Source organism: Rhizobium aethiopicum (genome assembly GCF_900094625.1).
Lineage (GTDB): Bacteria > Pseudomonadota > Alphaproteobacteria > Rhizobiales > Rhizobiaceae > Rhizobium > Rhizobium aethiopicum.
The window spans coordinates 432,455-446,332 of record NZ_FMAJ01000005.1; the positions used below are offsets into that span (position 1 = coordinate 432,455).

Here is a 13,878-nt window from a genome sequence, read left to right on the forward strand (position 1 = left end):
TTTATCGCAGTTCGACAATACAGGGCGCATGGACACAAAATTCATTGGGAAGAAATCGGCGGCAGCCGGCGGCTGGGGCGCTCTGAAAAGCTGCGGCAAGCAATTGCTGCAAAGCGGCATGCCCATTTCCGGGGCGCGGGCGATGCTGAAGGCGAACCAGCCGGATGGCTTCGATTGCCCGGGCTGCGCCTGGGGCGATCCGGAACACGGATCTTCGTTCGAATTTTGTGAAAACGGCGTGAAGGCCGTCGCCTGGGAGGCCACGGAAAAGCGGGCGACACCTGCCTTCTTCGCGGCAAGGACGGTCTCCGCGCTTCGCCAGCAGTCGGATTACGAGCTCGAGCTCAACGGCCGCCTGACGCATCCGATGCGCTACGATGCAGCAAGCGACCGTTACCTGCCGGTGGCGTGGGAGGATGCTTTCGCTGAAATCGGCAGCATCCTGCAGGGTCTCGATAATCCCGACCGGGCGGAGTTCTATACCTCCGGCCGCGCCAGCAACGAGGCTGCCTTCCTCTATCAGTTGTTCGTGCGGATCTACGGCACCAATAATTTTCCCGATTGCTCCAACATGTGCCACGAGGCGAGCGGCATCGGCATGCGTCAGGCGATCGGTGTCGGCAAGGGCACCGTGCTGCTTGAGGATTTCGAACAGGCCGACGCGATCTTCGTGATCGGGCAGAACCCCGGCACCAACCATCCCCGCATGCTCGGCGACCTGCGCCGGGCGGCGATGCGCGGAGCGCGGATCGTCGTCTTCAACCCGATCCGCGAGCGCGGCCTGGAGCGTTTCTCCGACCCGCAGGACAAGGCCGAGATGCTGCGTGGCGGCTCAACCGACATTGCCAGCCATTATCTCCAGCCGCAGCTCGGCGGCGACATGGCCGCGGTCAGAGGCATGGCGAAGGCGGTGCTGGCCGCCGAAGACGCGGCGGCCGCGGCCGGCCTATCCTCCGTTCTCGACCATGCCTTTCTTGCCGAACATTGCGCAGGTTTCGCCGAGTATCGGGCGGCGGTCGAGGCGACGAGCTGGGCTGAGATCGAAGATCAGTCGGGACTGAGCCGGGAGGAGATCGAACGGGCGGCCGATGTCTATATCAAGGCCGAACGGGTTATCTGCACCTGGGCGATGGGTGTCACCCAGCACCTGCATTCGGTGGCGACGATCCGCGAGATCGCCAACTTCATGTTCCTGCGCGGCAATATCGGAAGATCAGGCGCCGGTCTTTGCCCGGTGCGCGGTCATTCCAACGTTCAGGGCGACCGGACCGTCGGCATCAATGAAAAGCCGTCGGATGACTTCCTCGATGCGCTGGAGACGCATTTCCGCTTCACCGTTCCGCGCCAGCATGGCCACAATGTCCTTGCCGCGATCGGTGCGATGCTCGACGGCTCGGCCGAGGCCTTCATCGGGCTTGGCGGCAATTTTGCCCGCGCAACGCCCGACAGCTCGCTTGTCGAAAAAGCACTTCGGCGGCTGAAGCTGACGGTGCACATCGCGACCAAACCCAATCATTCGCATTTGATGCCGGGCGACGCGTCCTTCATTCTGCCCTGCCTCGGCCGCACCGAGATGGATCTGAACGCCGCCGGCAATTCCCAGCTCGTCAGCGTCGAGGATTCGATGAGCATGGTGCATGGTTCCGCCGGCATCAATCGTCCGGCATCGCCGCATCTCCTCTCTGAAGTCGAAATCATCGCCGGTATTGCGCAGGCGACGGTCGGCTCCGCCGTGGTCGACTGGGCGGAACTTGCCGACGACTACGACCGCATTCGCGATCATATCGAGGCGACGATTCCCGGTTTTGAAAACTACAATGTTCGCCTGCGCAAGCCGCGCGGCTTCCATCTGCGCAACGCGGCTGCCCATCGGGAGTGGGAGACGCCGGAAGGCAAGGCATCATTCTCCTGCCAGCCGCTTCCAGAGGAGACGGTGCACCAGCGTGCTCGAAGGGGCGAGGGCCATTTCGCCCTGCAGACGTTCCGGTCACACGACCAATACAATACGACGGTCTACGGCCTCGATGACCGATACCGGGGCGTTTATGGAGAGCGCCAGGTCATCTTCATTAATCCGGCCGACCTGAAGGCGATGAACGCCGAGGCCGGTGACCGCGTCGATGTGATCGGCGAGCATAGTGACGGCATCGAGCGCGTCGCGCCGGATTTCCGCTTCGTGCCCTATGATATCCCGCGGGGCAGCATTGCCGGTTATTATCCGGAACTGAACGTCATCGTGCCGCTTGGCAGCGCCGGCGAGGAAAGCGACACGCCGACCTCGAAATCGGTCATGGTGTCCTTCCGCAAGCGAGATGCCGCGTGAACGAAGAGGCTTCCGCCGCCGACCGGTTTCTTGCCCTTGTCGCTGCGGCGCAGGAGAGTGACGTCGCACTGACCCCTATACAAGCCGGTCTGCTCGTCGCTGCCGAGCTCGGGATAGCATCCGACAGCCGCTCCTTTGCGCGCATGCTGGGGATCGCGCATGCCCTCGTGTTGCGGGACCTCAGCGCCCTGGCGGAGCATGATGATAGGCTTCAGATCGTCAAGCGGGATCCGAGAACGATGCGAGTGCACTATAGGCTGGCAGCGCTCTGAAAGACGAAAACGCAAAGAGCGAAGCTGAAAGATTGCGATGCGCTGATGCGCGTTATCGGTGGCTTACGCGCTTTCTCGTCTCGGACGGATATTCGCCATAAGTGGTCTTGTAGACCGCGGAAAAGCGGCCGAAATGAAAGAAGCCCCATTTCAGGCAGATGGCCTTCATCGTCTCGGTGCACTCGGGATCGAGCAGATCCTGGCGCGCCGCGCGCAGACGAAGCGTCAGCAGGTAAGCGGCCGGGGACGTTCCCTTGAATGCGCGGAAACCGGTTTCGAGCGCTCTGCTGGAGACGCCGGCCGCTTCCGCCACCTTTGGCATGGTGATCGGCTGATCGATATTGGCCTGCATGAATTCGATCGCCCTGCGCACATGCCTCGGAGCAATCAGCGCCGGACCCTTTTCGAGGAAATGCGAGAGTCGGTGCGGCACCATGCGCACGACCAGATCGGCCAGCGCCTGTGTCATGTGCGCCATGGCGATCGGCGACTGCAGCAGGGGACCGTCGTCGCGCATGCCTGACATGATCGTTTCCGTAAGGTTGCCGATCGTCCGCCCGACCGGCGTCGACAGATCCAGTTCCGGCAACAGGTCGAGTGAACCGCTGAACGGCATTTCGAACGTCTGGCCGATCGTCTGGAGGATGACGGGCCAGTTGATCAGCAGCTCGTCGATGACATTGCCTTGCCCATGCATGAGGACGCTGTCGGGTTCGAAATTGTTGTAGAGAAGCAGTTTTCCTTGGCCGGCCTCCGCCTTGCGCGCTCCGTAGGTAACTCCCATGCCGCCGCGGCGCGGGACGACGAGCGACAGATACTCCGCCGTGCTGACGGTCGGCTCGATGTTGAATTGGAACTCCGCCTCATGGTAGCCGCTCAGTAGGACGGCGCTCCCCGCCACTGAAAAATCCAATCCCCATTGGAAGTCCTTGGCGCGGCCGACAGGCTCGGCATCAAACGAGCCAAAAGCGCCGCCGAGGGTTTCCACCATGTTGTCGAAGGACGAACCATGGAATCGGAAGGAGAATGGCTGGGCGCTGTTTTCCGTCATGCTGTTTCCCGCAATTTCATCTGACGCGCCGCCTCGGTCGCATGGGTCTCAGATGAAGTACGTCCCTCTTTTTGCCTGTGCGTCGCCAGCATCACCTCCACCTGAATCGTCAGGGCCTGATGGAGGGGATGATGAAAGGGGTTCGGCCGTATATTAACGAAAAAAGGGCCGGAGCGCAGCAAGCGGCAGCGAAGCTTGCCGATTTCAGCGTGATGGGGGTGTGGGTCTTGCTGGATGGGACAAGCCGATTCAGGTGGAACCCCAGCCTGACGGGGCCGGAAATTTCAACCTCTTAAAGGCTTTGTCGGAAGTTTTCATCTGTCGGTTTTTCCTGGCCGGTCGGCAGGAACTGACAGACCCGGCAGCGCTCGGCAAGGCCTTTGATCTGCTGCTCGGACGGTTGCCCGTTGATGAAACGATTAGCCAGCTTGCGCAGGTGGCACATTTCGATGCGCCATTCAGAAGTCGCCTGCCGAAGGTTCTAAAGTGGACCGCTCGAGATCGCCTTCGGCAGGCTGACAGGCAGTTGGCATACGCACGGGATGGGGTGCGTATGGATGTAAACCCTTCCATCGTTTGGGGTCATCGATGAAGGGGTTGGCTTGTAGACCGCGAACCATCATGGCCCCGGTCGGGGTCTACTTTAGTGTTCCGCGCCCATGGAGCAATTGTCAGGCGCCAATATTGTCGGCCAATCGGCTTTTCGTGACGCAGTATGGACTGGTCTTGCGCAAAACGTATAGGCGGGCGCTTCCTGCCCCCTCTTTCGTTGCCCTGGAAATAAAGCTCCACTCCGACTCGCCGGGTTCCGGAGAAGGCATAGAGCTCTGGTGTAACGACACTTCCTTTCTCAATGCCGGGGGAGTGTCCAGACAAGTGGCATGAGCCTTCTGGAAGCAGGCTTCGGAGGAGTCCGTTGGCAGGCAGCATCGGTACCGATGGCCTCGGCATCCGATGCGTCGATGAGCCTGACGGCCACCCGAAAGCTTTTGCCAGGCGCCTCCCGTACCGGCCGATGATGTCAAGGATCTGCTCCCGACGAGGCCGCATTCGTGATCTCTGAGGCAGCCGGCTTGCCGGTTGCGGGGCGTGGTGACGCGCCGACGCCGGTGCCGGCGGCTAGACCGAGAGAGCCGGCGTGCGCAGGTTCAGAGCGCGACCGAAAGGGCGCTTTCGCGTGGGGCAGCGACCTCCTGCGAGTTCACCATTGCACCGGCGAGCTGGCGGAAAGTGACAAGGCCCAAGGTTTCTCCCGACGCGGAAACCACCCTGGCATCATCGTTCAGCGTCGAAGCCAGCATTCGGACGGCCTCTTCCACCGTCGTGCCCGATGCGATCGTCAAGCCGCCTGGCGCCGCGGCAGAGTGCAGAGGTGTCATGACGGCTTCGACATGAACGACCCGACCTCGGTTCACCTCCTTGACGAAGTTGGCAATGTAATCGTCGGCCGGGCGCAGCACGATGTCCTGGCTGGTGCCCTGCTGGATGACTTCGCCGTCGCGCAGGATCGCGATCTGGTCGCCCAGGCGCAGAGCTTCGTCGAGGTCGTGGGTAATGAAGACGATGGTTTTCTTGATCTCCTTCTGAATGTCGAGGAGGACCGTCTGCATATCGGTCCGGATCAAGGGGTCGAGGGCCGAATAGGCTTCGTCCATCAACAGAACCGGGGCATCGTTGGAGAGCGCCCGCGCCAGGCCGACACGCTGCTGCATGCCGCCGGAAAGCTGGTTGGGATATCTCTGCTCGAAACCTTTCAAGCCGACCCGCTCCAGCCAGCGCATGGCGACGTCGATGGCTTTCGCGCGCTCCATGCCCTGCACTTCAAGGCCGAAAATCGTGTTGTCGAGAACGTTCCGGTGCGGCAGAAGCGCAAACTTCTGAAACACCATGGCCGTCTGCTGCCGGCGGAACGTCCGCAATTCGGTCTCGTTCATCTTCACGACATCGACGCCGTCGACCAGCACTTCGCCGGCGGTTGGATCGATGAGCCGGTTGATGTGCCGGATGAGCGTCGACTTGCCCGATCCGGAAAGGCCCATGATAACCTGGATGCGGCCGGAGGGAATCTCGATATTGATATCCCTCAAGCCGAGCACGTGCCCGTGCTTTTCGTTGAGCTCGGCCTTCGTCAGGCCTTTCTGAACCGCTGCGACATACGCAGCGGGGTTGGGACCGAAGATCTTGTAGAGATTGCGGATCTTGATGCCGCCGAAACGTTGCTCAACCATGGACGGTCTCCCGATGCTTCTGGAGCCTTGTGCCGTATGCCTGGCTGACCCGGTCAAAGATGATGGCGATGCCGACGATGGCAAGCCCGTTGAAAATACCCAGTGTGAAGTACTGGTTGGCGATGGCTTTGAGCACCGGCTGACCAAGGCCCTGGACGCCGATCATCGAAGCGATAACCACCATGGCGAGCGCCATCATGATCGTCTGGTTGATGCCGGCCATGATGGTGGGAAGCGCCAGCGGCAGCTGCACCTTGAAGAGCTTCTGCGACCGGGAGGTGCCGAAGGCATCTGCAGCTTCCAGCACATCCTTGTCGACGAGCCGGATGCCGAGATCGGTCAGGCGGATCATCGGCGGAATGGCATAGATGACGACGGCGATCAGGCCGGGCACCTTGCCGATACCCAAGAGCATGACGACGGGTATGAGATAGACGAAGCTCGGCATCGTCTGCATGACATCGAGGATCGGATTGACGACCCGCTGCAGCCGGTCGGAGCGGGCCATCAGGATGCCGATCGGAATGCCGATGGCGATGGAAAGGACGGTACAGACGAAGATCATCGAGACCGTCCGCATCGTATCGTCCCACATGTCGAAATAGCCGATCAGCATCAGCGTCACCAGACAGCCGAGCACGATCTTCAAGCTGCGGCTTGCAAACCAGGCAATGACGAGGATGATCAAGGTGATGATCGGCCATGGCGTCTGTGTCATGAAGCGCTCGGCGGCGATGAGGAAATGCTGCAGCGGGACGAAGAGGCTTTCGATGCCGTCGCCGTAGCTGCGGGTAAATCCGCGAAAGCCGTCATCGATCGCTTTCTTCAGATTGCGAAGCGCGTCATCGTTCATGTGTGGGAATTTATAAAACCATTCCATCTCGGTTCCCCTTTCGTCAAAGAGCCGTGGCAGTCTTTTTGCTTTTGTCGGCGTGTGAGAAGCGGTGCGCTTTTGGCGCACCGCAATTTTGGCTTAGAGAGCAGCTTCGATCTTCGTGGCCGCCTCGGGCGAGACCCATTTGGTCCAGACGTCCTTGTTTTCTTTCAGGAAGTGCTTGGCACCGTCTTCACCGGTCGCCTGGTTGTCGGTCATCCACGACATCAGCTTGTTGACCGTTTCGTTGGACCAGGAACGTTTCGCTAGATAGTCCATGACTTCGGGGCCGGCCTTCTCCGAGAAGGGCTTGGCGACCAGGGTCACGATCTTGTCGACCGGCCATGCATTCGGCTTCGGATCAGGGCAATCGGCGACGGTGTTGCAACGCTTCCATTCGGCAGCGTCGTTCGGCACGCCGGCTTCGAGCTTCACCATCTCATACTTGCCGAGTAGAGCCGTCGGAGCCCAGTAATAACCGACCCAGCCTTCCTTGCGCTCGTAGGCTTTGGAGATCGAACCATCGAGCCCGGCAGCCGAACCGGTATCGACGAGGGTAAAGCCCGCCTTCTCAGCCTCAAACGCCTTGAAGAGCTGCGTGGTCACCACGGTGCCGCCCCAGCCCTGTGGCCCGTTGAAGATGGCGCCTTTCTTCGGATCTTCGGGATCGGGGAAGAGTTCCGGATGCTTCAGCACGTCGCCAATGGTCTTGATGTCGGGATGGGCGTCGGCAAGATATTTCGGAATCCACCAGCCCTGGACGCCGCCGTCGGGCAGCGGCGAGCCGACCTGAACGATGCGGCCTTCATCCGTTCCCTTCTTGACGACGTCGGGCAGCAAGTCGATCCATGCTTCGGGCGCGATATCAGGCTGTCCCTTTTCGGCCATGGAGGTGATCGTCGGAACAGTGTCGCCGACGGTGATATCGGCGCTGCAACCGTAACCTTCGTTCAGGATGAACTTGTCCAGGTTCGAGAGAACTTCGGCGCTCTGCCAGTTCATGCTGGCGATGGTGACGCTGCCGCATTCGGCGGCGCCGGCGAAAGACGCGCCGCCGATTAGGCCGAACGTCAAACATGTCGATGCGAGTAGTTTCTTCATTCTCGTTCCCTCTATTTAGCGGCAGATGTGGCCAGGCGGGGTGCCGCAGTACCCGCCCTCGACGGTCGTCAGGAAGCGTCTCCCATACTCACCGATTTCTTGAATGCCGCCGATAATCCATGGGCGACAGAAATATCGAATCCTGCGGCGCGCATGCCTTCGATGGCCGCCGCGGTGGTGCCGCGATAGTCGAGAAAGGTTTGAACGACGTCGTCGGGACATTCGTCGCGGCGCTCCAGCAGCCGGCCGGCGCCTGATATCACCGTATTGACCGCACGCCGTGCTAGCTCGGCCGGCAGGCCGCGGGCGACGGCGTCGCGCATCATCGCTGCAGCAAGCAGCGCCGGAAATGCCGGCCCGGAGCCGGTAAGACCTGTGAGATAATCGATGTCGCTTTCCCGTGCGACTTCGTCCTCAGATCCGCAGGTCTCCAAGATCGCGCGGACGACGGCCCGATCATCTCTGGTAATGCTGCTCGCGCCGATCCAGGGCGTATAGGATTTTGCCACTTCGGCAGCGGCATTCGGCAGGGCGCGGACCACACGGCTAGTCTTGTGGCGCTCGGAAAGGGCGCTCAAACGAATTCCGGCCATGACTGAGATGACGAGCTTGCCGGAGGCGTCGACGGCGAGCCAACGCCAATCGTCGGGGCGGATGGAGAGAAGGATAACATCCGAGCGGCCGGCAAGCTCCTGATTGTCCTTGGTCCAGAAGGAATCCGGGAAACGAAGTGGCTGGTCACCGCGATGGGAGAGGCAGAGATTTTGGGGATCGACCAGGCCGGAATCGAGGATCGAGCCGGCAATGGCTCCACCGAGCCAGCCGCCACCGCCAATAATACCGATCCTCAAGGAAACGCTCATCTCGGTTTCCTCAGCCGGGCCTATAGCCATGCCGTGCGAAGAAGCGGTCGAGCTCCCTCTGCTGCGGCACTTCGCCCGTGTAGATCGCGATATATTCGGGAATCCGTTTCATGCGGACGGCAAGTTCCTCCTTCGACTGCATGGAGATATAGCCGATCTGAACGAGATAAGTTGTCCGCGCTCTGACATCCGATGTCGTTTCTGGTAACCCGAACCGCATAAACATGCGCTTGAGCGCCTCCAACCGGATCTGATCGGCCTGCTGGACCTCGGCCAGAAGCTCGTCCGACTGCAGGGCCCAACTGCGCACTGCAAACTCGAACTTGGCGTCGAAGAGATCGGTGTTCAGCCAGCAATCGAAGACGTTGAGCATCGCTTCGGCCAGCGATTCCGCATAAGCTTCCGATTGCTTGACGATATTGCCAGTGTTTTTCTCACGCCATCGCGCCACCAGCGCACTCAGGAGCTCCTCCCGATCCTTGAAGAACCAGTAGAAGCTCGTTCGCGAAAGATTGAGCTTCTTTGCGAGCGGCAGAATTTTCACTGAATCCACGCCGGATTCCAGCAGTGACTGGTAGGCTGCTTCCAGCCATCCCTCCTGCGATCCGCGCCAACCGGTGTCGTTTAGAGCCTGGTCCATGCATTCTCTCCTACCAAATTCCGCGGCCTCATACAATAAAAATGTACAGTTGTGTCGAAAATAACGACCTCATTGTTTTCAAGATTGACACATGTGTACATTGTGCTTAGCGTCTGCTCCGATGTTTTAATCCGGAACCACGGCCCATGTCGAACGATCCTCTTCTTCAGCCCTACCAGCTCAAGCATCTGACGCTGCGTAACCGTATCATCGTAACCTCGCACGAGCCGGCCTATCCCGAGGACGGCATGCCGAAGGAGAAGTATCGGGCCTATACCGTGGAGCGGGCAAAGGGTGGTGTGGCCTTGACGATGACGGCAGGGTCCGCCGCGGTTTCCCGGGACAGCCCGCCCGTCTTCAACAACCTGCTCGCCTATAAGGACGAAATCGTTCCCTGGGTCAGGGAAATGACTGATGCAGTGCATGAGGAGGGTGCGGCGATCATGATCCAGCTTACCCATCTCGGCCGGCGCACGCGCTGGGACAAGGGCGACTGGCTGCCGGTCGTCGCCCCGTCGCATCATCGCGAGGCTTCGCATCGCGCCTTCCCGAAGAAGCTGGAAGATTGGGATATCGAGCGCATCATCAAGGATTTCGCCGATGCGGCCGAACGGATGAAGGCGGGCGGTATGGATGGCATCGAGCTGGAGGCCTACGGCCACCTGATCGACCAGTTCGCGTCTCCGCTCACCAATGAGCTTGAAGGCCCCTATGGCGGCGCGCTCGAGAACCGCTTGCGCTTCTGTTTCGACGTGTTCAGGGCGATCCGCGAAAGAGTGGGAAACGAATTTATCCTCGGTGTGCGCTACACCGCCGACGAGTGTCTGCCCGGCGGCAATGGGCAGGCCGAAGGCATAGAAATTTCGAAGCGGCTGCGTGATAGCGGGCTTATCGACTATCTGAACGTCATCCGCGGCCATATCGACACTGACGCCGGATTGACCGACGTGATCCCGATCCAGGGCATGGCGAACTCACCGCACCTGGACTTTGCCGGTGAGATCCGCGCCGCCACCCAATTTCCGACCTTTCATGCGGCGAAGATTCCCGACGTCGCCACCGCGCGCCACGCGATCGCTTCCGGCAAGGTCGATATGGTCGGCATGACCCGCGCCCACATGACCGACCCGCACATCGTCCGCAAAATCATTGAAAGGCGGGAGGAGGATATCCGCCCCTGTGTCGGCGCGAACTATTGTCTCGACCGGATCTACCAGGGTGGCGCGGCCTATTGCATCCACAACGCCGCCACCGGCCGCGAACTGACCATGCCGCATATATTGGCGAAGGCCGGTCACAGGAAGAAGGTCGTTATTGTCGGCGCCGGCCCCGCGGGGCTGGAGGCGGCGCGCGTTGCGGGAGAGCGCGGCCACGAGGTGGTCGTTCTCGAGGCGGCGAACAACCCGGGCGGCCAGATCCGCCTCACTGCCCAAAGCGAACGCCGCAGGGAAATGATCAGCATCATCGACTGGCGCATGAGCCAATGTGAGAAATACGATGTCACCTTCCACTTCAACACCTGGGCGGAAACCGACACAATCGAGGCCGAAAATCCTGACGTCGTCATCATCGCCACCGGCGGCCTGCCGCACACCGAGGTGCTCACCAGCGGCAACGAGCTGGTGGTCTCATCATGGGACATCATCTCCGGCGATGTGAAACCCGGTTCCAACGTGCTGATCTTCGACGATGCCGGCGATCATGCCGGCCTTCAGGCGGCGGAATTTCTCGCCAAGGCAGGCGCCAAGGTCGAGATCATGACCCCCGACCGCTCCTTCGCGCCCGAAGTCATGGCCATGAACCTGGTGCCCTATATGCGCTCACTCCAGAAGCACGACGTGACCTTCACCGTCACCTATCGTCTGGAAGCCGTCGAGAAAAGCGGCAATCAGCTTGTCGCCCATGTCGGCAGCGATTACGGCGGAATTGCCCGGCAACACAGCTACGATCAGATCGTCGTCAATCACGGGACCATCCCGCTCGACGAACTCTATTTCGAGCTGAAGCCCAAATCCAGCAATCTCGGTGAGATGTCGCATGACCAGCTTCTCGCGGGGGAACCCCAGTCGGTCGTTCGCAATTCCGAGGGCAAATTCCAGCTGTTCAGGATCGGCGACGCTGTCGCTGCCCGCAACACGCATGCCGCCATCTATGACGGCCTGCGCATCGCGAAGGATATATGATGGCAAGAAAGGAGCCCGCCGGCCCCGATCGTCTCGGGAGGAGATGACATGAGTTTACGCAGGGAGAGCCTGCAACTTTTTTTGGATGCGGCGTCTGTTGCTTTCGACGATTTCGCGAAAGTCCCGGAGGCCCGGCGTTCGATCCGGCATTTTTATGCGGCGCTGGAGCAGCCGGGGGCCGCGCGTGCCGGAGACGGAAGCCGTCTGCCGGTATGCGCTCACCTTGATATGGCGCTTGCCGTCGGTAGCGCCTATTATCCTTCGCTGGTGCGCTTGATCGAGGCGTTCAAAGGCATCGAGCCGATGCTTGAATGGCGTCGGCGCACCAAGTATGACCACTCGGCCAGCGACAATTTCGTCGATGGGCATGCCAATGCGATGATCATCGGCCCGGGCGGATTGGAGGAGCGGAGCGACCTCTGGTTCGGCGTGACGTTGATGGCGCCGCATGTGCGCTATCCGGATCATGATCATGCGCCCGAGGAAGTCTATCTCGTACTGTCCGAGGGGGAGTTCAAGCAGGGGGAGGGGGACTGGTTTTCGCCGGGCATCGGCGGATCTTTCTATAATATCCCAGGGATCAGACATGCCATGAGGTCGGTCGATACGCCGCTCTTCGCCTTCTGGGCGTTGCTAGCCGAGCGGCCGCATCAATAGCGCGCGACGCGCAGAAAAGCGCTCGGTAAGGGCCACCATTCGGAATACAAAGGGGATTTGAAAATGAAGATTCTCGTGCCCGTCAAGCGGGTTGTTGACTACAATGTGAAGATCCGGGTGAAGCCGGATGGTTCCGGTGTCGAGCTTGCCAATGTGAAGATGTCGATGAACCCGTTCGACGAGATCTCGGTGGAAGAGGCGCTGCGGCTGAAGGAAGCCGGCAAGGCGGAAGAAGTGGTGGTGGTGTCGATCGGCCCTGCCAAGGCCGAGGAGACGCTGAGGACGGCGCTCGCCATGGGCGCCGACCGGGCGATCCTGGTCGAGACCGACGACGCCGTCGAGCCGCTCGCCGTCGCCAAGATCCTGAAAGCGGTGGCCGACGCCGAACAGCCGGGGCTTGTGATCACCGGCAAGCAGGCGATCGACGACGATTCGAACCAGACCGGCCAGATGCTGGCGGCGCTGTTGGGCACCGCCCAGGCGACCTTCGCCTCGAAGATCGAGATCGGTGACGGCAAAGCGACCGTGACCCGCGAGGTGGACGGCGGCCTGCAGACGATCGAGGTCAAGCTGCCGGCGGTCGTCACCACCGATCTGCGCCTCAACGAACCGCGCTATGCCTCGCTGCCGAACATCATGAAGGCGAAGAAGAAGCCGCTCGACAAGAAGGCTCCCGCCGATTTCGGCGTCGACACGACGCCGCGGCTGAAGGTGCTGAAGACCGAAGAGCCATCCGGCCGCAAGGCCGGCGTCAAGGTCAAGTCGGTCGCCGAACTCGTCGACAAGCTGAAGAACGAAGCCGGCGTGCTGTAACGGCCTGGAACAGGAGCAACTATCATGACCATTCTTCTTCTGGCCGACCATGACGGCAATCATCTTTCCGACCAGACCGCCAAGGCGCTGACGGCGGCAAGCCAGATCGGCTCTGACATTCACATCCTCGTTGCCGGCAAGGCAGCCAGGGCTGCGGCCGAACAGGCGGCCAGACTCTCCGGCGTCGCCAAGGTGCTGCTCGCCGAAAGCGACGAGCTCGCCAACCATCTCGCCGAGCCGCTGGCCGACCTGATCGTCTCGCTCGCCGGTTCCTACGACACGATCGTCTCGGCCGCCACCTCGGCCGGCAAGACCGTGCTGCCGCGGGTGGCCGCCCTGCTCGATGTCGCCCAGGTCTCGGAGATCATCGAGGTCGTCAGCCCCGATACCTTCAAGCGGCCGATCTATGCCGGTAATGCCATCCAGACGGTGCAGGCCAGCGATGCCAAGAAGGTCATCACCGTGCGCACCGCCTCCTTCGCCTCCGCCGCGGAAGGCGGCTCTGCCTCTGTCGAGGCAATCCCGGCTGTCTCCGATCCGGGTCTGTCGCGTTTCGTCTCCGATGCGCTGTCGGCCTCGGAACGTCCGGAGCTGACCTCGGCCAAGGTCATCATCTCCGGCGGCCGGGCGCTCGGCTCGGCCGAGAAGTTCAAGGAAGTCATCCTGCCGGTTGCCGACAAGCTCGGGGCTGCCGTCGGCGCCAGCCGTGCCGCTGTCGATGCCGGTTATGCGCCGAACGACTGGCAGGTCGGCCAGACCGGCAAGGTGGTGGCGCCCGATCTCTATATCGCCTGCGGCATCTCCGGCGCCATCCAGCATCTCGCCGGCATGAAGGATTCGAAGGTCATCGTCGCCATCAACAAGGACGAGGAG

At 61.1% G+C, this 13,878-nt stretch carries 13 protein-coding genes; 6 read left to right on the forward strand and 7 right to left on the reverse strand.

What is annotated here, in order from left to right; genetic code table 11:
• The first annotated feature begins 28 nt into the window (after window positions 1–28).
• Together GA0061105_RS14180 and GA0061105_RS14185 are read left to right on the forward strand one after the other, a co-directional pair.
• The gene (locus GA0061105_RS14180) at window positions 29–2,323 is read left to right on the forward strand and encodes an FdhF/YdeP family oxidoreductase (protein ID WP_092750844.1); all 2,295 of its coding nucleotides are present in this window, start codon (window positions 29–31) and stop codon (window positions 2,321–2,323) included.
• On the forward strand, window positions 2,320–2,595 hold the full coding sequence (locus GA0061105_RS14185) for a hypothetical protein (protein ID WP_092750846.1): 276 nt from the start codon (window positions 2,320–2,322) through the stop codon (window positions 2,593–2,595). The genes GA0061105_RS14180 and GA0061105_RS14185 overlap by 4 nt, the downstream gene beginning before the upstream one ends.
• 52 nt (window positions 2,596–2,647) lie before the next feature.
• On the opposite strand, the gene GA0061105_RS14190 is transcribed toward GA0061105_RS14185, so the two are convergent.
• The 7 genes from GA0061105_RS14190 to GA0061105_RS14220 all read right to left on the reverse strand — a co-directional run bounded on the left by GA0061105_RS14190 (window position 2,648) and on the right by GA0061105_RS14220 (window position 9,352).
• Window positions 2,648–3,646: an AraC family transcriptional regulator gene (locus tag GA0061105_RS14190; RefSeq protein ID WP_092750848.1), complete on the reverse strand. Its 999-nt coding sequence runs from the start codon at window positions 3,644–3,646 to the stop codon at window positions 2,648–2,650.
• A 292-nt stretch (window positions 3,647–3,938) separates the two neighbouring features.
• Window positions 3,939–4,091, reverse strand: coding sequence for a hypothetical protein (locus tag GA0061105_RS32840; RefSeq protein WP_156668649.1), 153 nt, complete (start codon window positions 4,089–4,091; stop codon window positions 3,939–3,941).
• A gap of 703 nt (window positions 4,092–4,794) precedes the next feature.
• A complete protein-coding gene (locus GA0061105_RS14200; protein WP_064696828.1) occupies window positions 4,795–5,874 on the reverse strand; it encodes a quaternary amine ABC transporter ATP-binding protein in 1,080 nt (359 codons plus the stop codon).
• Window positions 5,867–6,754 carry an ABC transporter permease gene (locus GA0061105_RS14205; protein WP_092750850.1) on the reverse strand — a complete coding sequence of 296 codons (888 nt, stop codon included), beginning with the start codon at window positions 6,752–6,754 and terminating at the stop codon, window positions 5,867–5,869. The genes GA0061105_RS14200 and GA0061105_RS14205 overlap by 8 nt, the downstream gene beginning before the upstream one ends.
• Before the next feature lie 93 nt (window positions 6,755–6,847).
• Window positions 6,848–7,849, reverse strand: coding sequence for an ABC transporter substrate-binding protein (locus GA0061105_RS14210; protein WP_092750852.1), 1,002 nt, complete (start codon window positions 7,847–7,849; stop codon window positions 6,848–6,850).
• A 68-nt stretch (window positions 7,850–7,917) separates the two neighbouring features.
• On the reverse strand, window positions 7,918–8,712 hold the full coding sequence (locus tag GA0061105_RS14215) for a pyrroline-5-carboxylate reductase family protein (RefSeq protein WP_092750854.1): 795 nt from the start codon (window positions 8,710–8,712) through the stop codon (window positions 7,918–7,920).
• 10 nt (window positions 8,713–8,722) lie between these two features.
• Window positions 8,723–9,352 carry a TetR/AcrR family transcriptional regulator gene (locus GA0061105_RS14220; RefSeq protein WP_064696824.1) on the reverse strand — a complete coding sequence of 210 codons (630 nt, stop codon included), beginning with the start codon at window positions 9,350–9,352 and terminating at the stop codon, window positions 8,723–8,725.
• 146 nt (window positions 9,353–9,498) lie between these two features.
• Here GA0061105_RS14220 and GA0061105_RS14225 point away from each other — a divergent pair, with 146 nt between their 5' ends.
• The 4 genes from GA0061105_RS14225 to GA0061105_RS14240 all read left to right on the forward strand — a co-directional run.
• Window positions 9,499–11,535 (forward strand): NADH:flavin oxidoreductase, encoded by a 2,037-nt coding sequence (locus GA0061105_RS14225; protein ID WP_092750856.1) that lies wholly within the window; start codon window positions 9,499–9,501, stop codon window positions 11,533–11,535.
• Between the two features lie 48 nt (window positions 11,536–11,583).
• Window positions 11,584–12,192, forward strand: coding sequence for a dimethylsulfoniopropionate lyase (locus GA0061105_RS14230; RefSeq protein WP_092750858.1), 609 nt, complete (start codon window positions 11,584–11,586; stop codon window positions 12,190–12,192).
• Window positions 12,193–12,255: 63 nt separating this feature from the next.
• Window positions 12,256–13,005 (forward strand): electron transfer flavoprotein subunit beta/FixA family protein, encoded by a 750-nt coding sequence (locus GA0061105_RS14235; RefSeq protein ID WP_092750860.1) that lies wholly within the window; start codon window positions 12,256–12,258, stop codon window positions 13,003–13,005.
• Between the two features lie 24 nt (window positions 13,006–13,029).
• Window positions 13,030–13,878 (forward strand): electron transfer flavoprotein subunit alpha/FixB family protein (locus GA0061105_RS14240; protein ID WP_092750862.1); only part of this gene is annotated, 849 nt, incomplete at its 3' end.